Consider the following 24,825-nt stretch of genomic DNA (forward strand, 5'->3'; position numbering starts at 1 on the left):
AACCTCATCCCATTCGGTGGAGTCAACGGCATCGATGGACTTGTGAACGTCGACCGTCAAAGATGAGCTCAACGCATACCCCCGAGATTCACGCGGCCGACGCTCAGGTACTACCAACGCTTGACGCGAATGCCGTAAATGACCCCATACTAAGCGGAAGTCGCCGCCCTAGCGAGGGAGAAAAGTCGTGGCCCACGTCGTCTTCCACAACAAAGTCGGTGGTTCTGAGACGTTGGACGCGACACCCGGCCGACCGTTGACCGAGGTCCTGACCGCGCACGGCATTCCGGTCAACGCCGTGCTCACCACGGTCAACGGGAAGATCGTCCCCGAGGAGACCACCACCGTCGGCCCGGACGACGTCATCGAGATCCGCCAGGTGCGCCACTACGACCTGGACGTGACCCGGCGTCCCGCCCGCACCGTCTACGGAACCTCCGACCCGATCTACGCCAAGACCGTGCTGTTCGACGTCAACGGACAGCTGGAGCAGCGCGTCGAGCAGTTCGACGCCGAGGGCTTCGTGCGGTACTGCGAGGAGGCGTTCGTGCAGAGCGTCCTCAGCAACGGCGTGCTGCGCGCCGGCGACTCGGTGGTGATCGGGTTGTCCGGCGGCCGTGACAGTGTGGCGTTCCTCAAGCTGCTGGAGCGCACCGGGGAGCGCCTGCCCAAGTTCAACATGACCTCGGTGACCATCACCGGGCTGCCCGACTGGGAGGAGCCCGCGACGTTCGCCGCGGCCCGCGCCTCGGCGGCCGGCCTCGGCATCGACCAGGTCATCGTCACCGCCGACGACATCGAGCGGGTCTTCCGGATGCGCAAGCCGTTCGTGGAGGCCATGAACAGCGTCGTGTCCGGCGAGATGCGCCACCTCAACATGGTGGTCGGCCACCAGGTGCTGCGGCGCATGCTGGAGAACCACGCCCAGGAGATCGGCGCGGGCACCGTGGCGTTCGGCTTCAACGCCGACGACCTGGTGGCGAGCATGGTCACCTGGCTGACCAGCGGGTACCGCATGGGCGGCATCCCGGTGCGCGAGCTCGGCGGGCTGCGGTACATCTTCCCGCTGTACCGCGTCACCAAGAAGGAGCTCATGCTCTACCTGGAGCTGGTCGCGCCCGAGCTCAACCGCCAGGGCACGCCCGGCCGGTTCACCACCGGGCCGCAGGAGCGGTCGATGGCGTACGCCATGGCCGACCACCTGTACGGGCTGTGGCCGGGAATCGACTACTACCTGTTCGAGTCGTTCGCCAACATGCAGCGCTACATGTTCCCGCTGGTGGAGCAGAAGTGCCGCGTGTGCGAAGGGGTCTACATCCTTCAGGAAGGCGTGCCGAACCCGGCCGACCTGTGCGACGTGTGCGACTTCTTCGGCCGCCAGGAATTCTCGTGACAGCTTGGTACGCCGACTACTTCACCGCCGACTTCTGGAGCTTCGCCCGGCACGAGTACACCGCCGAGCGCACGGCCGGTGAGGTGGCGTACCTGCTCAAAACCCTGGAGGCGCACGCCCCCGGCCGCCGGGTGCTCGACCTCGGCTGCGGCGTCGGACGGCACGCGGTCCCGCTGGCCGAGCACGGCTACGAGGTGACCGGCGTCGACGTGTGCCGCTGGGCGCTGGACCGCGCCGCCGAGACGGCGGCGGAGGCCGGGGTGCCGCTGCGGCTCGTCGAGGCCGACCTGCTCGGGCACGCCGACCTTCCCGAGGTCGACGCCGTGATCTGCCTCCAGGCGTTCGGCTGGGGGCAGGACGCCGAGCAGGCGCGCCTGCTGCGCCGGGTGCGGGATCTGCTCGTGCCCGGCGGCCTGCTGGTCCTCGACCACTCCAATGTGGACGCCATCCTGCGGCGCTACCAGCCCACCGCCCGCTTCGAGGCCGAGGGCACGGTCTTCGACTTCCTGCGCACCTACGACACGCTGTCCGGCCGCAGCCGCGGCGAGCTGCGCGTCACCTACCCCGGCGGCGCCGTGGCCCGCCTGCGCGACGACGTCCGCCTGTACCGCCCGCCCGAGGTGGCGTCCCTGCTGGCGGAGTCCGGCTTCGACGTCCTGCGCGCCGACGCCGACTTCACCCCCGACGCCCCCGTCGGGCTGGACACCCGCTACGTCCAGTTCCTGGCCCACCGCCGCCCCCTCCCCCAGCCCGCCGTCCTGGACCACACGCGGCCCTCGCCGGCGCCCATCGACCTTCGCTCGGCCCCCGACGAGGTCGACTTCGTGCGCCACATCCTCATCGAGGCCTGGACGGAGGTCACCGGCATCCCCCCGGCGGGCACCGAGCCCGGCGCGCAGCCCGGCACCGGATGGGGCGTCCTGGACCTCGCGCGCGACTACGCCCTGCGCGACCCCTACGGCGGGGAACGTGCCGCACCCGCCCTTTCCCGGCATTTCGGGACCGAGATCGCCCCGGACCGCGTGGTGGCCGGAGCGGGCACGACCGGCCTGCTGCACACGCTGAGCGCGCTCGCCGGCCCCGGGACCGTCCTGTGCACCCGGTACGCCCACCCCGACCTCCCCGGCTGGGCCGCCCGCCAGGGGGCCACCCTGCGGATCTTCGACCCGGCCGCCGGCGACGCCGCCGAGGTCGTCGCGGCCGAGCGGCCGTCCCTGGTCCTCGTCGAACGCCCCGGCGTGCTCGGCGACCTGCTCCCGGCCGATCGCGTCGCGGAACTCGCGCACGCCGCCCACCGGGCGGGCGCCCTCCTGGTGCTGGACGAGGCGTGCGCCGCCTACGCGGGGCCCGGCGCCAGCGCCGTCCCCCTCACGGCCCACGTCCCCGGCCTGGTCGTCCTGCGCAGCCTGTCCAAGGGCTACTGCTCCGGCGGCCTGCGCGCGGGCTTCGCCGTCTGCTCCCCCGGCGCGGCACCTTCGCTCCGGCGGCTCGCCCCGCCCCTCGCGATCTCGTCGCTGTCCTTCGAGGTGGCCCTCCACCTGCTGGCCCGGGGCGACGTGCTCGCCCCGCTGCGCGCCGCCCTGGAGACCGCCAAACCCGAGCTGGTCACCGTCCTTCGCCACCTCGGCCGCACGGTGAACCCCGGCGACCCCGCCCTCCCCTGGGTGACCGTCGAAGGCGACCCGCCGCCGGGCATCACCGGCAAGCCGATCCGCGCGCTGTCCGGCGCCCCCGGGGCGGGCGGCGGCACCGCGGCGGCGCTGACCCGGATCAGTGTGCCGTTGAGCGCGAGACGCCGGGCCGCCGTCGTGGCCCTGGGGGGCCGGTGAGCGTTCGGAACGTCGTCCGCCGGGTGCACTCCGGTTTCGACGTCGACGCCGCCATGGCAGATGTCGCGGCGGTGTGCGGGTTCGACAGGTACCAGGCGTCCGCCGGGATCGCGGCGGCCGCCGCGTACGTCGCCGGGCGGGCCGAGGAGGCCGGGCTCAAGGACGTGCGGGTGCACGAGTTCCCCGCCGACGGGGAGCGGCGGTGGTGGTCGTTCCGCGCGCCGACGGGCTGGACCCCGGTGCGGGCGGTGCTGTCCGAGGTGGGCGCGGGGGCCGCGGTCCGGTACCCGGAGGAGCCGTTCACGCTCGGGGCCTACTCGGCGGGGACCGGGGACGGCGGGGTGGAAGTGGCTGTGGTGCGGGCCGCCGAGGCGCGGCCCGGGACGCTGGTCGTGCACGACGAGCCGGAGGTGGGGCTCGGGTACGTTCTGGAACTGGCCGAGAGCCGCGGGGCCGTGGGGGTGGTCACCGAGCAGGTCTCGCCGGGCGGCGGCACAGGGCGGGTGGAGTTACGGGCGGGAGGGCCGCTTTTCGCGTTCAGCGTGCCGCGCGGGGTGGGGGCGCGGCTGATGGCGCGGGGCCGGGCGCGGGTGACCGTCACGGCGGAGCCCGGGGCGACCATGCCGGTGGTGACGGGGGTGCTGCCCGGGGACGAGGCGGACGAGATCCTGCTGAGCGCCCACCTGTGCCATCCGCGGCCGAGCGCCAACGACAACGCCAGCGGGGTGGCGGCGCTGCTCGGGACGGCCCGGGTGCTGGCCGGCGCCCCGGCCGGGGTCCGCAGGCGGCGGGGCGTGCGGTTCCTGTGGGGGCCCGAGTTCACCGGGACGGCCGCCTATCTGCACGACATCGCCGCCGGGGCGCCGTTCGCCGCGGTGAACGTGGACATGGCCGGGGAGGACCAGCGCCTGTGCGGCGGCCCGCTCATCGTGGAGCGGTGCCCGGACCACCTGCCCGGGTTCGTGAGCGCGCTCGCCGAGCACGTGGTGGCGTCGCTGCCCCAGGCGTCGCGCTCGTACGCGGGGACGGTGCCCTGCGACACCTGGACCTGGCGTGCCACGCCGTTCGCGGGGGCCTCCGATCACAGTCTTCTGGCCGACCGGTCCATCGGCACACCCGTGGTGACGCTCGGGCACTGGCCCGACCGGTTCAACCACAGCTCGGCCGACACCCTGGACAAGGTCGACCCCGCCGAGCTGCGCCGCACCGGGACGGTCGCCGCCACCATGGCCGCCGTGCTCAGCGGCGCCACCCCCGCCGACCGGCCGGAGCTGGAGACCATCGCGGTCCAGTGGACGGCGGCCCGGCTGCTCGAATGCCTTCCCGCCTCCCCCGCCCTGCTGCGGCACCGCGCGGAGGTGGGGATCGCCGCGCTCGGGTGGCTGGACGACCTGTGCGGGGAGGCGGGAAGCACGGACACCCGCCGCTGGGTCGAGGACCTCGCCGCGCACATCGGCACCCGGCTCCCGTACGGCGAGCCCCCCGCGGCCGGAGGGGGCCGCGTGTGGCGGTGCTGGCCGGGTCCGTTCAACGTGCGGGGGTTCGCCGAGGCCGCCGGGGAGGCGGGGCGGCGGTGGGTGGACGCGCGGCTCGCCGCCGACCGGTCCCGGGGGTACGCGCTCATGCTGGCCCTCGCGCACGCCGTCGACGGGGTGCGGGACCGGGCCGGGGTGGCGCGGCACGCGGAGCTCGCCTCGGGGATCCCGGTGGACGCCGCCTTCGCCGAGGAGTTCCTGGACCTGCTGGTGGCGGCCGGTTGGGCCGGGGAGTCCGCCACTCCCGACCCGGCGACCGCCCCCGGGGATGTCAGTCCGATCGCCGACGCCACCGGCGCTGCCGAAGGAGGTGCCGATGCGCCCGATGCGCCGGCTCATGCGTGATCCGAAGTTCATGTTGTTGTTCGCGGGTCAGGCGATCAACATGTTCGGGGACCGGGCGCTGCTGGTCGTGCTCGCCATCTGGGTGAAGGAGCTGACCGGTTCCGACGCCCTGGCGGGTGTCGTGTTCGTGCTGCTGTCGGTGCCGTCGCTGCTGGCGCCGCTGACGGGGCTGCTGGTGGACCGCTTCCCGCGGCGGACCACGCTGATCGTCAACGACCTGGTGGCGGCGGCGCTGGTGCTGTGCCTGCTGCTGGTGCGGGACGAGGGCGACCTGTGGATCGTCTTCGCGGTGACGCTGGGGTACGGCATCTCCAACGCGATCTTCAACGCGGCGCGGGGCGGGCTCGTCCACTCGATGGTGCCCGCGGAGCTGCTGGGCGACGCCAACGGGTTGTTCGGGTCGCTCGCGCAGGGGTTGCGGATCCTCGGGCCGCTGCTCGGCGCGGGGATCTTCGTGACGGTCGGGCTCGGCGCGGTGGCCCTGCTGGACGCCGGGACGTTCCTGGTGTCGGTGCTGATACTGCTGATGCTGCGGCGCACGCCGGACCTGGTGCGGTCGCGGGACGGGGAGCCCACCCATCTGTGGCGGGACCTGACGGCGGGCGTGCGGCACGTGCTCGGCACCGCCGATCTGCGCGGCGCGGTGATCGCGCTCGGGCTGTCCCTCGGCGCGGCGGGCCTGATCAACCCGGCGATGTTCGCGGCCGTCGACCAGGGGCTGAACCGCTCCTCGGCGTTCATCGGCGTGATCTCCGCCTTCCAGGGCGCGGGGTCCATCGCGGGCGGCCTCATGGTGGGCACGCTCATCCGGCGGTTCGGCGAGCGGCGCACGGCCGCGATCGGGTTCCTGTTCAGCGCCGTGGGCCTGTTGCTGGTCATCCCGACCAGCGAGGTGGGCATGTGCGCCGCCGGGGTGCTCGTCGGGGTGTCCATCCCGGTCTTCATGGTGGCCACCACCACGCTGGTGCAGCGCCGCACCGAGGGGGCCCTCCAGGGGCGGGCGCTGACCGCGATGGACGCGCTGATCGACATCCCGTTCGTCCTGTCGCTGGCGCTCGGGTCGTTCATCATTCAATTCGTGGAGTACCGCCTGGTGTACGCGTTCAGCGCGCTGGCGTTCACGGTGGTGGCGGTGTTCGTGCTGGCGCCGCGCCGCAGGGTGCCCGTGACGGCCTGACGCCGGTCAGCCCCAGGTGGCGAGCGGCACCATCATCTCGTCCTCGGTGAGCGCCCCGTGCTCGTACGCGAGGCCGGGCACGGGCAGCGGGAAGCGGGGCGAGGTCGCGATGGCGACGACGCCGCCGACGCGCTCGCGCACGTCAGGCGTGAGGTCCATCAGGCCGAGGCCGGGCAGGTCCTCCGCGTCCACGACCATGGCGTGGCCGCCCAGCCCGTCCCGCAGCCGTTCCGCGGCCTCGGCGCGGCGCCCCTCCCGGGGGTACAGCCATCGCACCCGTCCGGCGCCGCCGCCGGGCAGCGCGCACAGCTCGGGGGTGTCCACCCGGGCCCACGCGTCGTGCAGCGCGGGGTCCGGTTCGCACCTGACGTGGCCGTGGTCGGAGTGCGCGAGCACGGTCCAGCCGCGGGCCGCCCAGGCCCTGGCGTGCCGCCCCAGGGAACGTACGGCGTCGACGGCGCGGTCGTCGTACCCGTGGCGGTGCAGGTGCAGGTCGAGGTTGACGTAGACCCACAGCAGCAACGGCTCGTCGCCCCGGTGGGCGGCCAGGGCGTCCTCGACGTCGCGGGCCACGGCCTCAGCGAGTTCCGCCGGGTCGTCCGCCTCGGCGTCCAGCGCGCGGGGGTCGGGTTTCGGCCCCCTCTCGGCGCCGCGCAGCAGGGCGGTCACCCAGGGGCCGCCGAGTGTCTCCAGTTCCCGTCCGACGACGAGGGCGCGCGCGCGGGCGGCGGCGGCCTGGAACACGGTGGGCAGGGCGCGCAGGGCGTCGGAGGGCCCGGCCCGCAGGGGGTCCCCCGTGATCACGTTGACGATCGCGTCCGCGGCGGGGGAACGGTAGACCGCGCCGACGACCAGGTGCTCGGGCACCGTCGCGCCGGTGACGGCGGTCATCCACGCCGTGGCGGAGGTGCTGGGGAAGGTCGAGGTGAGGGCGGCGACGTGAGCGGACGTCCACACGTCGGTCGCGACGCGCAAGGACAGGCCGTCCACCGCGAGCACGACGACGCCGCGGTTCGCGCGGTCGAGCGCCGCCAGAATGTGCCCGGGGACGGCGCCCAATGATAGCCGGGGATGCGGTCGGACAGCACCCCCGGACACCATCCCGCTGTCATTCACCCGTGTACCAGATAGGTCCCGAAAACCCGATTTTGGTGCCGTGCCGGAAACCATTGACCAACCGGGTGAGGACCACTGTCGATCAGTAGTTCGGCACGCAGTCGGTGCAGGTGGTACGGAACTTCGCGACCTGGACGGCCTGCCGGGCCACCAGCATCTTCTGGACGAATTCGGGCGTGAGCATAACGGGGGTTTCGGTCGTAGTCCGCGTCAGTTCGGGCGTCATTAGAGCCTCCTGTCGTGGGAATATACGGCAGCGCTAGCGAAACGCTAACATAGCGTAAAATATGCCTAGATAGCCGTCAACCATGAAACAACCGGCCGCCCCGCACGCTCGAATAAAATGCCCCCCGGCCTGCGTGTCCCGGTTCAGCCGGCGGCGACGCCGCCCTGCCCGCGCCGCGCACGCCGCCGCAGGCGCAGCCCGAGCGAGGCCATCAGCAGCAGGGCGAGGGCGGCGCCCACGTACCACAGGCTCTGGCCCGGCGCGCTCGTCTCGGCGGCCGCGGGCGCCGCGGCGGGCAGCACGTCGGAGTCGGTCGCGCAGACGAGAGGGCGCCGGCCGGTCTTGAGCGCGGCGCAGGCGACGACGGCCAGGCGCCGGGCGGGCTCGGGCACCCGCTCCACGCGGGTCACCACGCTGTACCGGCCGGATCCGCCCGCGGGCAGTGTGCGCCGCCAGGAGATTCGTCCGCCGGACACCTTGCCCTCGGGCTTGGCCGAGACGAACGCCAGGCCGGGCGGCAGGGTCTGGCTGAGCAGCAGGGACGGCGTGCCGTGCGCCCCGCTGTTCCCGACGTCGATGGTGTAGACGAGGCGGTCGCCGCGCTTGACCGCCTGGTGGCCGTTGCCGATGGCGATGTTCAGCGCGTACGGCCGCTCCGGCGCGTCGGGCCCGGGATCGGCGGCGCGCGCGGCCACCGGCACGGCGGCGGCCGCCACCAGGGCGGCGGCCAGCGCGGCCGTGGCGAGCGAGGACAGGGGTGTCGTCACAGGGGTGTGGCTGAAGGTCATGAGCGTGTTCCCTCGGCTGGGCGATGTCCGGCGGGCGGGTGATTCCGGTACGACGACCGGTCGGTGAACGTGGGTGAGCCGGCATATGGTTTTTGGCCAGCTCCACCACGCCGCGACGTCCGCAGGAATCCGCCGATCCTCGTTGGGTGTCAAACCGTGCGGGGATCTCGGCTACAGAGTGGTGACGACATAGTCGAGAATGCCGCTGTAGACGTCCGGACGCACGTACGGAACGGTGATCCGGTAGTTGTTGGTGATGCTGTCCCCGCCCGCGGGCGACGGGTCGTCGCTGGTGGCCACCACCAACGGGGTTCCGGGGGTGAGGTTGACGAACGCCCCCGTCTGCGCCGGGCCGGAGACCTGCAGGCTCGACGCCGGGATGACGTCGGTGTTCCCGACGATGGCCGGGGTCAGGTTGGCCGTGCGCGGTACGACCGTGACGTTGTATCCGGCGAAGTTGTTGGTGGTCACCACCATCGTCACCTGGGCCGTGGGAACCTCGCCCGGCGCGCCGGTCAGCGTGATCTCCGGGGTGAGATCCGTCAGCGTGATCGACGAGGTGACCTCGACGTTCACGGTCGTGGACCCGGTGTCGGTGTCCGCCTGCGCGGCCGGCGCCCCCGGTCCGAGCATCCCGCCGGCCGTCAGCACGAATGCCGCGAACGCGATCCGCGGATATCTGATATTGGACATATTGCCCCCCGTTTCGATACCAACTCGTCACGATGATCGCCAGCTTTTCCACCCGATAAACCTCCTGAATATGCACACCAAGGATTTTAAGCGGAATGCCCATCTTGGCCGATTTCCCGAGCCCGCAAAGTGACGGAATTATCGGTCATTGCGTGCTGGCAATATAGTCAATGACTCCCGAATACCTGCCGGATGGGACATAGGGAATATCCACCTCAAAGTCATTGACGAGCACGTCCCCGTTCGCCGCCGACGGGATGATCTGCTGGTGGACCAGCACCGGCGTGGTCGCCGACAGCGGCTGGAACACCGTGGTGCCCGCCTTACGGACCTTCAGGTTGGCGACCGGGATGGTGGCCGCGATGCCGGGTGCGGTGAGCTCCGCCGTGGAGGGGCTCACCGTCACCGTGTAGCCGTTCGGGCTGTTGGTGACGACCGTCACGATCACCGCGCCGCCGGCTTGGACAGTGGTATCCGGCGGCCCGGTGAGCGTGAACGAGTCGGTGAGCGCGCTCAGCTCGATCGCCTGCGCCACGGCGGTGACCGAGTTCGAGCAGTTCGGGTCGGTGCCACCGATCGGGCAGGTACTGCCAGGCACGGCCGAGACGACGGTGGTGGTCAGCGTCCCGCTTCCCGGGTCGGGATTGCGGACGGTGACGGTGTAGGAGATGGTGGCGACGGCGCCGAGGGCCAGGTCGCCGGTCCAGGTCAGGTCCGGCTCGGTGTAGCTCACCGCGCCGGCGGTGGCGGTGGCGTCGCCGTTGTACACCGCGTCGTCCAGCACCCCGGCCAGCGAGGTCGTCACGACCGCCCCGGTGTACGGCGTCTGGCCGGTGTTGGCCACGACCACGGTGTAGCGGACCGTGCCGGCGGCCACGACGCTGGTGGCGTCGGCGCCGACGGTGATGGTGAGCTGCGGCACCAGGACCAGCACCACGGCCGTGCATCCGGCCCCCGGCGAGCCGGTCGGGCAGGTGCTGCCGAGCGCGCCTGACGTCGCGACGTTGATCATCACCTTGTCCGCGAGGTCGGGGTCTCGCACGGTGATCGTGTAGGTCACGGTCGCGCTCGCCCCGACCGCCAGATCGCCGGTCCAGGTCAGGTTCGGCTCGGTGTAGGACACCGAGCCGGACGTGGCGGTGGCGTCGCCGTTGTACACCGAGTCGGGCAGCACACCTTGCAGCGAGTCGACCACGCTGATCCCGGTGTACGGCATCTCCCCGGTATTGGTGATGACGAGGGTGTAGGCGACCGTACCGCCCGGCGTCGTGGTGGCCGCGTCGGCGGTGTTCGTGATGGTCAGCTGCGGGATCAGGATCGTCACGGTGGTACTACAGGCCGGGTCGGTGCCGCCCACCGGGCAGTTGCCGCCCGGGGTGGTGGAGGTGATCGAGCTGGTCATGGTGTCCCCGCCGGTCGGCGGGTTGTTCACCGTCACCGACGCGCTCAGCGTCACCGTCCCGCCCACCGGTACGGCGCCCTGCCAGAGGACCGTGCCGTCGGGATTGAAGGTCAGGCCTCCCGAGCTGGTCAACGCGTCGTTGTTGTACGTCGCGTTGTCCAGCGACCCGGCCAGTCCGAAGGTGAAGTTCGCGTCGGGGTACGGCACCTGCCCGTCGTTCACCACCGTCACCGTGTACCGCACCACATCGGTGGGGAACGTCGTGCTCCTGTCGGTGACGCTGGTGATCGTCAGCACCGCGACCCGGACGGTGGCGGCGCACCGGGTGTCGGTGCCGCCCGTGAGGCAGTTGGCGCCGACGGTGGCCGAGGTGACCAGGTTGGTCATGATCTCGTCCCCGGGGTCCGGCGACCGCACCGTCACGGTGTAGGTGATGACGGCCGACGCCCCGAGGCCGAGGTTCCCGGTCCAGGTGAGGCCGGGCGAGGTGAAGCCGACGGTGCCGCTGGTCGCGGTGGCGTCGCCGTTGTAGACGGCGTCGTCCAGCACCCCGGTCAGGTCGTCGGTCAGCGTCGCGCCCGTGTAGGAGGTCTGCCCGCTGTTGGTGACCGTGATGGTGTACGTCACGGTGGCCCCCGGTGTCGTCGTGGCCGCGCCCGGTGTCTTGACGATCGTCAGCGCGGGGGTGAGCACGCCGACCTGGGCGGTGCACGCGGAGACACTCCCCTCCAGCGCGCACAGGCTCCCCGGCGCCGTGGACGACAGCGTGTTGACCAGCAGCTTGTCGCCGGGATCCGGGCGGCGCACGGTGACCGAGTACGTGATGGTCACCACGGCGCCGACCGCGACGTCACCGGTCCAGCTCAGCACCGGGCTCGCGTACGACATGACCCCGCTGGTCGCGGTGGCGTCGTCGTTGTACACCGCGTCGTCCAGCACACCCGTCAGCGGGTCGGTGACGGTGATCCCGGTGTACGGCGTCTCCCCGGTGTTCCGCACCAGGATCGTGTAGGTCACCGTCCCGCCGGGCACCGTGACCGCCGCGCTCGCGCTCTTGCCGAGGGTGAGCTCGGGGATCAGCACCGGCACGTTGATGACGCACTGCGGGTCGGTGCCGCCGGTCGGGCAATTGCTGCCCGGCGTGTCGGAGACGGTCCCGGAGACGATGTCGTGGTTCCCGGTGTCGGGGTCGTGGACCGTGAACGAAGACGACAGCGTGACCGTGGCGCCCGGCGCGATGTCCCCGGTCCACGTCAGCCCGGCCGGTCCGATCGACATCACCCCGGAGGTCGCGGCCTCGTCGCCGTTGGGCGTGACATCGTCCAGCAGGTCCGCGGCGACGAAGGACACGCTGATCCCGAAGTACGGCGTCTGGCCGGTGTTGGTGAAGGTGGCGGTGAACCGCACCGTCGCACCCGGCGTCGTCGTGGCGGCGTCCGAGTTGTTGACGATGGTCAGGCCGGACACGGTGACCGTGACCGCGCAGCGGGGGTCGGTGCTCCCGCTCAGGCAGTTGCTGTCCGGGGACGTGGAGGTCAGCGTGTTGGTCAGCTCGTCGTCACCGGTGTCCGCGGCGTTGACGGTGACCGAGTACGTCACGGTGACCGACCCGGTGGCCGGCACGTCACCCGTCCAGGTGAGGTTCGGCGCGGTGTAGGAGACGGTGCCGGAGGTGGCGGACGCGTCCTCGCCGTACACCGCGTCGTCCAGGACGTCTCCGAGCGGGTCGGTGAACGTCGCCCCGAGGTAGGGGGTCGCCGCCGCGTTGGCGACGGTGACGGTGTAGGTGACCACCCCGCTCCGCACGGTGGAGGCGGCCGGGGCGGACTTGGTGAACGTCAGGAGGGTGGCCTGGGTGACGGTCACCGTCGCGGCGCACCGCGCGTCGGTCGAGGAGGGCGGGCAGTTGTTGCCGGAGGTGGGCGAGGTGACCGTGTTGACCAGCTGATCGTCACCGGTCGACGGGTTGTCCAGCGTGGCCGTGTAGGTGATGGTGGCCGACGCGCCGAGGCCGAGATCCCCGGTCCAGGTGAGATTCGGCGTGGTGAAGCCGACCGTGCCGTCGGTCGCGAGTGCGTCGCCGTTGTAGGCGGCGTCGTCCAGCACGGCGGTCAGGTCGTCGGTCAGCGTCGCGCCGGTGTACGGGGTCTGCCCGGTGTTGGTGACCGTGACCGTGTAGGCGATGGTCTCCCCCGCCACGGCGGTCGCCCGGTCGGTGGTCTTGACGATGGTCAGCGCCGGGGTGAGCACGGCCACCACCGACGTGCACGCCGCGTTGCCGCTGGCGGGCGGGCAGGTGCTGCCCACCGCGGTGGAGACGACCGTGGTGACCAGCGACTTGCCGCCGGGATCCGGATCGAGCACGGTGACGCTGTAGGTGATGGTCGCCGTGGCGCCCACCGCCAGGTCGCCGGTCCAGGTCAGCACCGTGCCCGAGTAGGAGACGGCGCCGGCGGTCGCCGCCGCGTCAGCGTTGTAGGTGGAGTCCAGCAGCACCGTGGCCAGGTCGTCGGTCATCGTCGCGCCGGTGTACGGCGTCTGCCCGGTGTTGCTCACGGTGATCGTGTAGCCGACGGTGCCGCCGGGGACCTGGGTGGCGGTGTCCGCGGTCACCGTGAAGGAGAGCCCCGGGATGAGCACCTCCACCCGGGCGGTGCACAGGGGGTCGGTGCCGCCGGACGGGCAGTTGTTGCCGGGGGCGGACGAGACCAGCGTGCCGGTGATCACCTTGTTCCCCGGGTCGGGGTTCTTCACGGTGAGGGTTCCGGTGATGGTGACGTTGCCACCGACCGGGATGTCGCCGGTCCAGGTGATGCCCGTGGGGGTCAGCACCAGCGTGCCCGAGCTGGCGACCTGGTCGCCGCTGGGGGTGGCGTCGTCCACCGTGTCGAGGCTGCTGGCGGACACGCTCATCCCGCTGTACGGCGTCTGGCCGGTGTTGACGAACGTGGCGGACAGGTGGATCACCGAGCCGGGTGTGGTGGTGGACTCGGCGTAGCTCTGGCTGAGCTGGACCCGGGTCAGCCGGACCGTGGTGACGCAGCGCGGGTCGGTGCCGCCGACCGGACAGGTGCTGCCCGGGACGCCGGAGACGGCGGCGGAGGTGATCAGGCCGTCGCCTGGGTCGGGGTTCCGGACGGTCATGGTGTAGGTGACGGTGGCGGTGGCGCCGGGGGCCAGGTCGCCGGTCCAGGTCAGGTTCGGCGCGGTGTAGGACACGCTGCCGCTGGTGGCGCCGGCGTCGCCGCCGTACGTCGCGTCGTCCAGCGCCCCGGCCAGTGAGGTGGTCACCGTCGCGCCGGTGTAGGGAGTCTCGCCGGCGTTGGCGATGGTGACGGTGTAGGTCACCGTGCCGCCCTGCACGGCGCTCGCGGCGCCGGCGCCGGTGGTGATGGTGAGCTGCGGCACCAGGACGATCACCACGGCGGTGCATCCGGGATTGCTGGAGCCGGTCGGGCAGGTGCTTCCCAGCACGGACGAACTGCTCCTGGTGATCAGCACCTTGTCCCCGGGGTCGGGGTCGCGCACCGTCACGGTGTAGGTCACGGTCGCGGTGGCCCCGATCGCCAGGTCGCCGGTCCAGGTCAGGTTCGGCGCGGTGTAGCTCACCGTCCCGGCGGTCGCGGTGGCGTCGCCGCCGTACACCACGTCGGTCAGCACACCTTGCAGCGAGGTGACGACGCTCGCCCCGGTGTAGGCGGTGGGGCCGGTGTTGGCGATGAGCACGGTGTAGGTCAGCGTCCCGCCCGGCGTGATGGTCGCCGCGTCGGCGGTGGTGGTGATGGTCAGTTCCGGCTGCAGGATGGTCACGGTGGTGAAGCAGGCCGGAGCGCTCCCGCCCACCGGGCAGTTGTTGCCCGGGGTGGTGGAGGTGATCGAGCTGGTCATCGTGGGGCCGCCGGTGGCCGGGTTGTTCACCGTCACCGTGGCGGTCAGCGTCGCCGTCTCCCCGATCGCCAAATCACCCTGCCAGGTGACCGTGCCGTCGAGGTTGAAGGTCAGGCCCCCCGAGCTGGTCACCGCGTCGTTGTTGTACGTCGCGTTGTCCAGCGCGTCGGCCAGGGCAAAGGTGAAGTTCGCACCGGTGTACGCCACCTGCCCGGTGTTCTCCACCGTCACGGTGTACCGCACCACATCGGTGGGGACCGCCGTGCTCTTGTCGGTGGTGCTGGTGATCGTCAGCTGAGGGATCAGGGCGGTCACCGTGGCCGTGCACCGCGGGTCGCTCCCGCCCGCCGGGCAGTTGTTCCCCGGGGTGGCCGAGGTGACCGCGTTGGTCAGGGTCTTGTCCCCCGGATCGGGATCGCGCACCGTCACCGAGTAGCGGATCGTGGCCGAACCGCCGACCGCCAAGGCGCCGGTCCAGCTCACATCGGGGCTGGTGAACACCACCGCGCCCGAGGTCGCCGTGGCGTCGCCGTTGTACGTCGCGTCGTCCAGCAAGCCGGCCAGCGAGTCGGTGAACGCCGCGGCGGCGTACGCCGACTCGCCGCTGTTGGTGACCGTGACGGTGTACTGCACGACGGTGCCTGGCGTGGCGGCCGGGGCGTCCGCCGTCTTGACGATCGTCAGGGCGAGCAGCTGGACCGTCGCCTTGCACCGCGTGTCGGTGCTGCCCGCCGCGCAGTCGGTGCCGAGCGTGGTGGAGGCGACCGTGTTGACCATGGTGCCGTTGCCCGAGCCCACCGGCTTGACGGTCAGCGAATACGTGATCGTCGCGGTCACGCCCGCCGCCAGGTCACCGGTCCAGGTGATGTCCGGGCTGCTGAAGGCCGCCGTCCCGGAGGTCGCGGAGACGTCGCCGTTGTAGGTGGCGTCGTCCAGCACGTCGGTCAGCGGGTCGGTGAAGGTGACGCCGGTGAAGGGAGTGGTGCCGGTGTTGGCGACGGTGATCGTGTAGGTGAGCGTCGAACCGGGTGTGGCGGCCGTCGTGTTCGCCGTCTTGGTGATGACGATCGGCCCGGCCCCGATGACGAGGGTCACCGGCCTGGTGGCGCTCTGGTTGTTGGCGTCGGTGACCTGGACGGTGAACGGATAGCTGCCGAGGGTCGTGGGCGTGCCGGAAAGCAGGCCGGTTGAGGCGTTCAGGGTCAAGCCCGGCGGCAGACTGCCCGCGCTGACCGACCACACGAACGGCGCGGTGCCCCCGTTCACGGTGAGCTGAGTGCTGTAGGGCACCCCCTGCTGCCCGGCCGGGGGCGGCGGGAAGGTCAGCGTCGGGCTCGCCACGATGACCAGCGTCACCGGCCTGGTGTCGCTGTTGCCTTCCGCGTCGACGATCCGGACGGTGAACGAATAGGTGCCGCTGGTGGTGGGTGTGCCGGACAGCAGGCCGGTGGAGGCGTTCAGGGTCAGGCCCGGCGGCAGACTGCCCGCGCTGACCGACCACACGATCGGCGTGGTGCCGCCGCTGCGGGTCAGCTGGTCGCTGTACGGCACGCCCACCTGGCCGCCCGGCGGCGGCGGGAAGGTCAGGGCCGGCAAAGCGTTGGGCGTGACCGCGGCCGACTGCGCGGAGGCGGGGCCGGGGCCGGCGGCGTTCACCGCGGTCACGGTGAACGTGTAAGCGGTGCCCGCCGTCAGGCCGGTGACGGTCGCGGTGGTCCCGGTGCCGGTGAAGGTCTGCGGGGTCTGCGCCACGCCGCCGATGTAGGGCGTGACGATGTAGCTCGTGATGGGGCTGCTGCCGTTGGCGGGCGCCGTCCAGGTCAGCGCCGCCGACAGGTCCTTGGCGACGGCCGAGACGCCGGTCGGCTGCCCCGGCACGGTGTAGGGCACCACCGCGTTGGACTGCGGGCTGGTCGTGCTCGTGCCGATCGCGTTCACTGCGGCGACGGTGAACCTGTAGGTCGCCCCCACGGTCAGCCCGGTCAGCGTGCGGGTCGTGGTGGAGGCGTCGAAGGTCTGCGGCGCCTGCGCGACGCCGTTGCGGATGGGCGTCACGATGTAGCTCGTGATGGGGCTGCCGTTGCTCGCCGGGGCCGTCCAGGTCACCGTGGCGCTGCTGACGCCCGCGGTGGCGGTGGGCGCGGCCGGGGTGGCGGGCTTGTCGGTGTAGACGTACGCCGCCGCGCCCGCGACGCCCCGCGTCACCACCGTCACGGTCACCGTCGCGGCCGACGCGCGGGACGGCATCGAGGAGATCTGCAGGGATCCGTCGCCGTTGACGGTGAAACACCCGGCCGCCGGACCGGACGGGCAGGGCAGCAGCACGACCGGCGTGCCGGCCTGCTGCTCGGCGGTGGTGCCGATCTCGATCGCGGTCGCGCCCGAAAGGTTGGTCCCGCTGACGGTGACGGGGACGCCCCCGGCGATCGTGCTGGACGTGGTGCTCAGGGTGATGCCGGTCGGGGTCGCCGGCACCGTGCCCGCCGTCGTGGTCGTCGCGATGCCCGGGTTGGCGTCGACGGACGAGGCCGTCACGGTGGACGACCCCTGGATCAGCGCTGGCGTGACGCTGCTGCCGGTGACGATGCCCACGACGTTGATGGGCGGCAGCGACACCCCGGCCACGAACGGCGTGCTGCTGTTGGTACAGGTGATCTTCTGCCCGGACGGAGCCCCGCACACCCAGCCGGTGCCGAACGCGCCGACCGGGACGACCCCGGCGGGCACCGTCTCGGTGACAGAGATCGGCTGGGTCTCGTTGGCGCCCGTGGCCAGCACCCTCGGCGAGACGACGTAGTTCACCGGGTCACCCGGCTGGGGTGCGGAGCCGTTGTAGCTGGTCTGGGCGACATCGAGCTGCGGGACGGCGCTGAAGGTGACCACCTTGGCGTTGGCGACCTCGTGGAAGTCGGTGACGGAGCCGGTGGACCCGACCCAGCCGAAGGCCAGCTGGCGCGGGATGCCGCCGGCGTTGAGCCAGCTCGGCGAGGGGTACATGCCGGCCGGGACGGTGGGCAGCGTGCCCTGCAGCGTCCGCGGCGAGCCGCCGACCGGGGTGAAGACCACCTTGTAGGTGCCCGCGGCGACCGTGACGCCGGAAGCCGTGACGAAGCTGGCCACCGTGGGATTGATCACGACTTCGACCGGTACGGCGGAGTTGCTCCGGTTGGTGCCGCGGAGCGCGACCGCCGGGGACGAGGTCGTGGTGGCGGTGCTGTTGACCGCGCAGTACCCCGTGGTGCCCTGACCCGGGCCGCGGATCACCACCTGGCCGGGCACCCTTCCGCCGCTGGAGATGTACGGCGGGTCGACGCAGGCGGCCCCCTCGTAGGTGTTGCTGCTGAAGTTGCCGAACACGTCGAGTCCGACGCCGAGATAGGCGTTGGCGAGACCCGCCAGATTGCCCTGGCGGGTGGAGGTGTACCCGAGTGCCCCGCCGGGCTGGCCGATGGTGGCCGGTGGCAGCGGGTTGGCCGGGTCCACCGCCGCGGCCACGAAGGCCATGCCGTCGGCCGCGGTTCCCCCGTACTGGTAGGCGGTGAACGTCACGTCCAGGCCCTGGACGGTAGGGACGCTGGTGGCGCCGAAGAGGCCGCCCTCCTGGAAGGTGGACGTCGCGGTCAGCCGGAGCGCCCCCTGACCGGGGGCGTCGGTGTTGGTCGGGCAGCTGTGCAGGCCCGTGAGGCTGTTGTTGCCCCGGGCGGTCAGGCACACGGTGTTGGTTCCGGACGCGCCACTCGGCAACGCGGGGATGCTGACCGGGTACGCCGGATCGACGGTGTTCTCCGCGAAGGACTGCAGGAACAACGTGGTGCCCGCCGCGTGCGCGGGCCGCTCCGCCACCGGGAAGGCGGTGAGCGTGGCGCAGAGCAGGCCGGTCAGTGCCAGCCGTGCCGCCACTCGGCGCGGCAGGGACGCCCGTGCGAACGGCGCGAGGCCGCGCCCGGTTCCGGTACCGGGGAGATGTCGCCTAGGAATGATGACCGTCCTCAACGCCGCCGGGAGCGGCGGCGGCGGGCACTCTTGCCCGGCGACGGCGCCGCAGGAACCAGATGGGCGACAGCGCCGTGAGCGCGGCGAGGGGGATCGCCAACAGGTGCAACGGGAGGACGACGATCCGTGTGGAGGCGTGTGTGCCGCCGCCGGGACCTGGCACGGACACCGTCGCGTGGCAGACGCAGATCAGCGGAGGGTTCCAGCGGGCGCCGACCTCGCGGGTGGAGCCGCGCAGCACGGTGAAGTCGGGAAACTGGACCTCGTCGCCGCCGACCCGGACGCGCAGCCGCCCGGTGCCGCGGAAGTCGCGGTGAATCGTGCCGAAGTCACGGATCCGGGTGGTGATGTCCACCGGCCCGCCCAGCGTGAAGCCAGGGGCACGCAGGTCGGTCACCGCGACCGAGTCGTCGACGGGGCCGGGGACGGTGATGAAAATGGGGGTGGCGATTGTCCGGTTAATTCGGATATTGGCGGCAGTCCGGCCGGCCGGCACCTTGAAAAGCACCGCGAGCTGGTGATCGCCGGGCTCCGGGGCGGCCGGCACCTCCAGCCGTACCAGCACCTTGCGCGACTCCCCCGCCTTCAACCGCAGGCCCTTCGGGCGGACGGTCACCCACTCCGACGCGGCGTACGGCGCCCCGGGGAGGAAGCTCATCGCCCCGCGCTCGTCGGCGACGAAGTCGGCCTTCTCGACGGTCACCTCGAACGAGGTGTTCCCCCGGTTGGTGAGCAAGAAGTACCGGCTGGTGGTCACCGTACCCGCCGGGATCTCCAGCCGGGTCGGGCTGACCTGCAACGAGAAGCCGGACGGCGACGGCGCGGACTCGGCCCGCCCCGCCGGCACCGACCCGAGCAGGACGCACAGGACGCCGAGGAGCCCCGCCCCGCGGCGGACCCGGCGGACCACGGCACCGGTCATCGCGGCGCCCGCCCGAATCGCCGTACTTTTATCCACATATATCCCCGCCACCTCTGATGATCAATTGCGGAAAGCCTCTGACCGATCACCAGGAGTGTCAAGAATGACCACCCGAAAGACTTCGTCAGCCATTCCCCAAGCAGAACTCTACTCACGTACATTTCTCTACAACGACCCCGAACGCGACATCCGCCACATTGGCCGTCTAACCTCGTCGATTTCCTAGACATCATGACGATGTGTTCAACCGGCGGCATACCCGGGCCTCGGGTGACGCCGCGCACCGGTCAGGCCGAGGTCGATCATGCCGTGATACCGACCGAGAAACGGGTAAATGCGAGATACCACAAGGAACGGTCGCCTGCCGGTCAACCTGCTTTATTTTCAGCTTCGGGGGACATCAGTGTTCAAGCGCCTCGCACCCACCCTCATAGGCAGCGCCATCCTGTGCGCCTGCGGCGCCCTCACCACCGCCCCCGCCCTCGCCGCCACCACGACCCCCACCCTCACCGCCACTCCCGCCACCGCACCCGGTCTCACCAGCCGCGACGCACACGCTCGGCGCCGCGTCCCCGTCCCCCACCAGACCGAATCCCCGGCCACCTCCATCGGCATCAGCGTCCAGGTGCTCCCTCCGTCCACCCCCTCCCCCGCTCCCGCCCCCGTCCCCCATTCCCCGTCGGCCGGCACCGGCACAGGTACGGAAAAGACCCATGGATCACACCACGGCCGAAGCCGCGAGCGTATTCACGAGGTAATCGGCGGCTCCTTCTTCGGCGTCGAGGAATACGGCCACTCCACCGGCCACGGCCACCACAGAAACGACCACACAAACACCTCGGCCGGGAAATCCAGAAAGACCGGTGAATCCGCCGTCCCGCCCGCCCACCCCGCCGTCCCCCAGAAACCCGCCGAAAGCGTTGAACTCCCCTTCACCGGCGTCGACTCCCAGCGACTCGGCATCCTGATAAGCGCCGGATCCCTGACCCTGCTCACCGGCGGAATCCTCCTGAGAATGGCCACCCGCAAAAAGCGCCGCACGCCCCGCGCGGATTCCTGACAACACCCTGCCCCACGGACTGCGGCATCCGCTGATCGTCTCCACTGGGTCCGCGACGCGATATTCGGGGACGATCAATGCTGGATCGGGACGGGGACCGCGCCATCGGGGTGCCGGGTGCTGAAACTTTCAGCAGCTCAGAGGGGCTATCGGCGTCGGAGTGCCCTGGTGTTCACCCATGCTGGTGCGGCCGTGGTGGGCCGCCTATGGTGACGCCAAACGGGCAAAGGAGTGGTGATGGACCACCGCGAAGGCTCTTGGTCTCTGGGGACGGCACGACGGGTGACGGCGGTCCTGGCCGCTCTGGTGCTGGGGGTGGGGCTGAGTCCCGCGGTGGCGCACGCCGACACCTATCGGACGGCGTCGAGCAGTGGGTCGGGGCCGTCGCATTCGGCGGGGGCGGCCAATGCGGCCGGCAACGCTCGGGCGGCGTTGAACAGCCAGGCCGCGGCGGCGGGGGAGGTGTGCCCGTCGGTCACGACGACGACCACTCATGTGTACACGGCGCCGGACGGGTCGGCGTACGTCTACAACGCCACGGCCTCGGGGTGGTGCGCGCCGCCGCCACCGTCGCCGTACACCGTGCCGCGGTCGGCCACCGCGCAGGGGGGCGGGAGCTCGTCGTCGGCGGCGCAGAGCAACGGCGCGGCGGCGGCGCGGTCCGCCGTGCTGGCCGCCGGGGTGGCCTGCACCGGGTGGAGCTACTCCTATTCGACCGTGTACATCGCGCCGGGTGGGGCCTGGTACATCTACAACGTCACCGCGAACGCCCTCTGCACCAACTGAGCCGGAGTCAGGGGCACGAGCTGGGACAGATGCCGCCGGGGTCGACGGAGTGGATGATGCGGTGGCCGATGTCGCGTAGCTGGCGGGCCTGGGCCTTGGTGAGCGAGTCCAGGACGTAGGTGCGGACGGCCTCGACGTGGCCGGGGGCGGCGGCCACCACCTTGGCCCAGCCGTCGTCGGTGAGGACGGCCAGGGTGTAGCGGCCGTCGTCGGGGTCGGGGGTGCGGCGGACCCAGCCGCGTCTCTCCAGACGGCTGACCGTGTGGGACAGCCGGGACAGTGAGCCCTCGGCCAGGGTCGCCAGGTCGCTCATGCGCAGCGTGCGCTCGGGGCTCATCGACAGGCCGGACAGCACCTGGTACTCGAAGTGGCTGATGCCCGCGTCGCGCTGCAGCTGCCCGTCGAGTGCGGCGGGCAGTCTGACGATGACGCCGACCAGCGCCAGCCAGGTGTCCATCTCCTCGGTGTTCAGCCAGCGCGGCTGGGGGGGCGCGTCCTCCATGCGTTCCAGTTTAGCTTGAACCGTCAAGTGACGCGCGGTCCTGATGACTTGACGCTTCAAGTCGCATCCCTCTAGATTGCGCTTGAACCTTCAACTCAAAACAGCAAGAAACGGATATCGATGAACATCGCCCTATGGGTCGTCGCCGGCCTGCTCGCCCTCCTGTTCATCGCCGCCGGCGTGATGAAGATGATCCAGCCCAAGGAGAAGCTCGCCGCCTCCGGCCTCGGCTGGGTCGAGGACTTCTCCCCCGGCGCGGTCAAGGCCATCGGCGCCGTGGACGCCCTCGGCGGCCTCGGGCTGGTCCTGCCGGCCATCACCGGCATCGCACCCGTGCTCGTCCCGCTGGCCGCGGTCGGCCTGGCCCTGACCATGGTCGGCGCGGTGTTCGTCCACGCGCGCCGCAAGGAGTACCCGGTGGTCGCCTTCAACATCGTGCTCCTCGTGCTCTGCGTGTTCGTGGCCTGGGGACGCTTCGGCGACTACGCCTTCTAGGAGCAGCATCCCGGCCACCGGGTGCGGGTGGAACCACCCGTAAGGTGGGTACCGGTGCGCCGGGAAGGCTGGTCGGCAGTGTCCGACGAGCCTCGAACCTGGAGCACACATGAGCGGCGCCGCGAACCCACGGCTGTTCGACCGCATGTCGTGGGCGGAGGCCCGCCGCGTCGCGGACATCCTGCGGCTGGAAACCGTCGGCGGGGCGTTGCTGCTGGCCGGCGCCGCGTTGGCGATGGCATGGGCCAACTCCCCCTGGGCCGCGGCCTACGAGGCGGTCCGCTCGTTCCGGATCGGGCCCCGGGCGCTGCACCTGGAGCTGGACCTCGCGACGTGGGCCGCCGACGGGCTGCTGGCGATCTTCTTCTTCGTCGCCGGGCTCGAACTCAAACGCGAGTTCGTCGCCGGCGACCTCCGCGAGGTGCGACGCGCCGCGGTACCGGTCGCCACGGCGCTCGGCGGCGTCGCCGTCCCCGCCATCCTCTACCTGCTCGTCACCTCCGGCGCCGGCGGAGGCGCGGCCAGGGGGTGGGCGATACCCACGGCCACCGACATCGCGTTCGCGCTGGCCGTGCTCGCGGTCATCGGCCGGCACCTGCCGGCGGCGCTGCGCACGTTCCTGCTCACCCTCGCCGTGGTCGACGACCTGCTGGCCATCGTCATCATCGCCGTCTTCTACACCACCCACCTGTCGGTACTGCCGCTGCTGGCCGCGCTGGTCCCGCTGGCGATCTTCGCCGTCCTGGTGCGGTACCGGGTGCGCGCGTGGTGGCTGCTGCTGCCACTGGCCGCCGCGACGTGGACACTGGTGCACGCCTCGGGAGTGCACGCGACCGTCGCCGGGGTGCTGCTCGCCTCCACCGTGCCCGTGCTCCACCGCCGGCGGACCGGCGGCCCCGGGACGGGCCCCGGCCTGGCCGAGCACTTCGAGCACCGATTCCGGCCGATCTCCGCCGCGGTCGCCGTGCCCGTCTTCGCCCTGCTGACCGCCGGGGTGACCCTCGGCGGGCTGGACGGGCTGGCCACCGCGCTGTCCGACCCGGTCTCGGCAGGCATCCTCGTCGGGCTCGTGCTCGGCAAGCCCATCGGCATCGTGGCCGCGACCTGGCTGGTCGCCCGCTTCACCCGCGCCACCCTGGGCGAGGGCCTGGCCTGGGTGGACGTGGCCGGGATCGCGATCTTGTCGGGCATCGGGTTCACCGTGTCCCTGCTCATCGGGGAACTGGCCTTCGGGACCGGCGGTGACCGCGCCACCCACGTCAAGGTGGCGATCCTGGCCGGCTCCCTGACCGCGGCACTGCTGGCCGCCGTCGTCCTCCGCCTGCGCGACCGCGCCTACCGGCGGATCCACGCCGCCGAGACCGCCGACGAGAACCGTGACGACGTGCCCGACGTATACGAGTGACGACTTCGCGCTCGCCGGAAAGAGCCGCGGTCAGCCGCCCAGCGTCTGCCACCAGCCGTCGACCAGGGGGGCGTCGTCCAGGTCGACCGTCTCCCCCGGTCGCGGCACCACGACGCGTACGTCGCGGGCCTTGGCCTCGCGCCACAGGCGGTCCGGGGGCTCGCTCCAGGGGTGCAGGGCCAGGGTGAACGTGCCCCAGTGGACGGGGAGCAATGCCCCGCCGCCGAGGTCGAGGTGGGCGTTGACCGCCTCCTCGGGGTCCATGTGGATGTCCGGCCAGGCGGGGCTGTAGGCGCCGATGGGCATGATGGTCAGGTCGAACGGGCCGTGGTCGGCGCCGATGCGGGCGTAGCCGTCGAAGTATCCGGAGTCCCCCGCGTAGAAGACGCGCCGTTCGGCCCCGGCCACCGCCCACGAGCCCCACAGGGTGTCGTTGCGGGTGAACGCCCGCCCCGAGAAGTGCCGCGCGGCCGTGGCCGTGAACCGCAGCCCGGCGACGTGCGCCTGCTCCTCCCAGTCCAGCTCGACCACCCGCTCCGGCGGCACCCCCCACCGGTCCAGGTGCGCCCCGATCCCGAGCGGCACCAGGAACGGCGCCTCACTGACCCGGGTCAGCGCCCGCACCGTCGTGAGGTCCAGATGGTCGTAATGGTCGTGCGAGATGACGATCGCGTCGATCTCCGGCAGTTCCTCGATCCCCACCGGCATCGGATGCAGCCGCTTCGGCCCCACCAGCTGCGTGGGCGACGGCCGCCTGCTCCAGACCGGATCGAAGAGCACGTTCCGCCCCTCGATCTCCACAAGCGTGGACGCGTGCCCGAGCCACACCGCCCGAAGCCCCGCCGCTCCCGCTCCCGCGCCCGCCACGAACGACGGCGCACGCAGCGGTATCGTCCCACCCGGACGGCGGATCTCCCGATCCATGATCAGATCCCGCAGAAACCGCGGCGGCGGCTTCGAAGGCGCGCGCGTGGTCCCCGGCATCGGATTGACGAACACCCCGTCCGCGAACAGCCCCGACCCCCGCATCCGCTCGGCCCGCGCCCCACCGGCCTTGAGCGGCCGCACCCCCAGCTCCGCGGGCACATCCCGCAACACCCACCCGGCCGCCAGCAAAGCCCCTCCGGCCAGCACCCGCCGCAGAACCCGTCTCCCCGCCATCCGCCCCACCCTCCGCGCAGTCCGCTCCCGTAAGAACCACCACCGACCCGGCGAATGCCCCCTGAGGAGATACATACACGATAGATCTCGGTTTATCCCCCGACGCCCC

15 protein-coding genes are annotated in these 24,825 nt (G+C 71.7%); 7 read left to right on the top strand and 8 right to left on the bottom strand.

Features of this window, described 5'->3' with window-relative positions; genetic code table 11:
- Window positions 1–256 precede the first annotated feature (256 nt).
- The 4 genes from ACFP1K_RS33810 to ACFP1K_RS33825 are packed head-to-tail and all read left to right on the top strand — an operon-like array spanning window position 257 to window position 6,279.
- On the top strand, window positions 257–1,393 hold the full coding sequence (locus ACFP1K_RS33810) for a hypothetical protein (RefSeq protein ID WP_380761113.1): 1,137 nt from the start codon (window positions 257–259) through the stop codon (window positions 1,391–1,393).
- Complete coding sequence (locus ACFP1K_RS33815; protein ID WP_380761115.1) at window positions 1,390–3,222, top strand: aminotransferase class I/II-fold pyridoxal phosphate-dependent enzyme; 1,833 nt, start codon at window positions 1,390–1,392, stop codon at window positions 3,220–3,222. The genes ACFP1K_RS33810 and ACFP1K_RS33815 overlap by 4 nt, the downstream gene beginning before the upstream one ends.
- Entirely contained in the window at window positions 3,219–5,102 is a 1,884-nt protein-coding gene (locus ACFP1K_RS33820) for a DUF4910 domain-containing protein (RefSeq protein WP_380761117.1), read from the top strand. Before ACFP1K_RS33815 ends, ACFP1K_RS33820 begins: the two co-directional genes overlap by 4 nt.
- On the top strand, window positions 5,074–6,279 hold the full coding sequence (locus ACFP1K_RS33825) for an MFS transporter (RefSeq protein ID WP_380761119.1): 1,206 nt from the start codon (window positions 5,074–5,076) through the stop codon (window positions 6,277–6,279). Before ACFP1K_RS33820 ends, ACFP1K_RS33825 begins: the two co-directional genes overlap by 29 nt.
- Before the next feature lie 6 nt (window positions 6,280–6,285).
- Here ACFP1K_RS33825 and ACFP1K_RS33830 read toward each other — a convergent pair whose 3' ends face one another.
- The 6 genes from ACFP1K_RS33830 to ACFP1K_RS33855 all read right to left on the bottom strand — a co-directional run bounded on the left by ACFP1K_RS33830 (window position 6,286) and on the right by ACFP1K_RS33855 (window position 20,445).
- Window positions 6,286–7,338 carry an alkaline phosphatase family protein gene (locus tag ACFP1K_RS33830; RefSeq protein WP_380761121.1) on the bottom strand — a complete coding sequence of 351 codons (1,053 nt, stop codon included), beginning with the start codon at window positions 7,336–7,338 and terminating at the stop codon, window positions 6,286–6,288.
- A 426-nt stretch (window positions 7,339–7,764) separates the two neighbouring features.
- On the bottom strand, window positions 7,765–8,409 hold the full coding sequence (locus ACFP1K_RS33835) for a hypothetical protein (RefSeq protein ID WP_380761123.1): 645 nt from the start codon (window positions 8,407–8,409) through the stop codon (window positions 7,765–7,767).
- A gap of 171 nt (window positions 8,410–8,580) precedes the next feature.
- A complete protein-coding gene (locus ACFP1K_RS33840; protein ID WP_380761125.1) occupies window positions 8,581–9,102 on the bottom strand; it encodes a hypothetical protein in 522 nt (173 codons plus the stop codon).
- 145 nt (window positions 9,103–9,247) lie between these two features.
- A complete protein-coding gene (locus ACFP1K_RS33845; RefSeq protein WP_380761127.1) occupies window positions 9,248–18,292 on the bottom strand; it encodes a DUF7927 domain-containing protein in 9,045 nt (3,014 codons plus the stop codon).
- Between the two features lie 70 nt (window positions 18,293–18,362).
- Window positions 18,363–19,307, bottom strand: coding sequence for a hypothetical protein (locus ACFP1K_RS33850; protein ID WP_380761129.1), 945 nt, complete (start codon window positions 19,305–19,307; stop codon window positions 18,363–18,365).
- Window positions 19,308–20,025: 718 nt separating this feature from the next.
- On the bottom strand, window positions 20,026–20,445 hold the full coding sequence (locus tag ACFP1K_RS33855) for a hypothetical protein (RefSeq protein WP_380761131.1): 420 nt from the start codon (window positions 20,443–20,445) through the stop codon (window positions 20,026–20,028).
- A gap of 204 nt (window positions 20,446–20,649) precedes the next feature.
- Between ACFP1K_RS33855 and ACFP1K_RS33860 the strand changes: the two genes are divergently transcribed.
- On the top strand, window positions 20,650–21,153 hold the full coding sequence (locus tag ACFP1K_RS33860; protein ID WP_380761133.1) for a hypothetical protein: 504 nt from the start codon (window positions 20,650–20,652) through the stop codon (window positions 21,151–21,153).
- Between the two features lie 7 nt (window positions 21,154–21,160).
- Here ACFP1K_RS33860 and ACFP1K_RS33865 read toward each other — a convergent pair whose 3' ends face one another.
- Window positions 21,161–21,655, bottom strand: a complete 495-nt coding sequence (locus tag ACFP1K_RS33865) for a MarR family winged helix-turn-helix transcriptional regulator (protein WP_380761135.1) — start codon at window positions 21,653–21,655, stop codon at window positions 21,161–21,163.
- 120 nt (window positions 21,656–21,775) lie between these two features.
- Here ACFP1K_RS33865 and ACFP1K_RS33870 point away from each other — a divergent pair, with 120 nt between their 5' ends.
- Window positions 21,776–22,150, top strand: a complete 375-nt coding sequence (locus ACFP1K_RS33870; RefSeq protein ID WP_380761137.1) for a DoxX family protein — start codon at window positions 21,776–21,778, stop codon at window positions 22,148–22,150.
- A gap of 109 nt (window positions 22,151–22,259) precedes the next feature.
- Complete coding sequence (gene nhaA / locus ACFP1K_RS33875; protein ID WP_380761139.1) at window positions 22,260–23,555, top strand: Na+/H+ antiporter NhaA; 1,296 nt, start codon at window positions 22,260–22,262, stop codon at window positions 23,553–23,555.
- A 30-nt stretch (window positions 23,556–23,585) separates the two neighbouring features.
- Here nhaA and ACFP1K_RS33880 read toward each other — a convergent pair whose 3' ends face one another.
- A complete protein-coding gene (locus ACFP1K_RS33880; protein WP_380761141.1) occupies window positions 23,586–24,716 on the bottom strand; it encodes an MBL fold metallo-hydrolase in 1,131 nt (376 codons plus the stop codon).
- Window positions 24,717–24,825 lie beyond the last annotated feature (109 nt).

Origin of the sequence: Sphaerisporangium aureirubrum, from assembly GCF_042658925.1 — a bacterium.
GTDB classification, from domain to species: domain Bacteria; phylum Actinomycetota; class Actinomycetes; order Streptosporangiales; family Streptosporangiaceae; genus Sphaerisporangium; species Sphaerisporangium aureirubrum.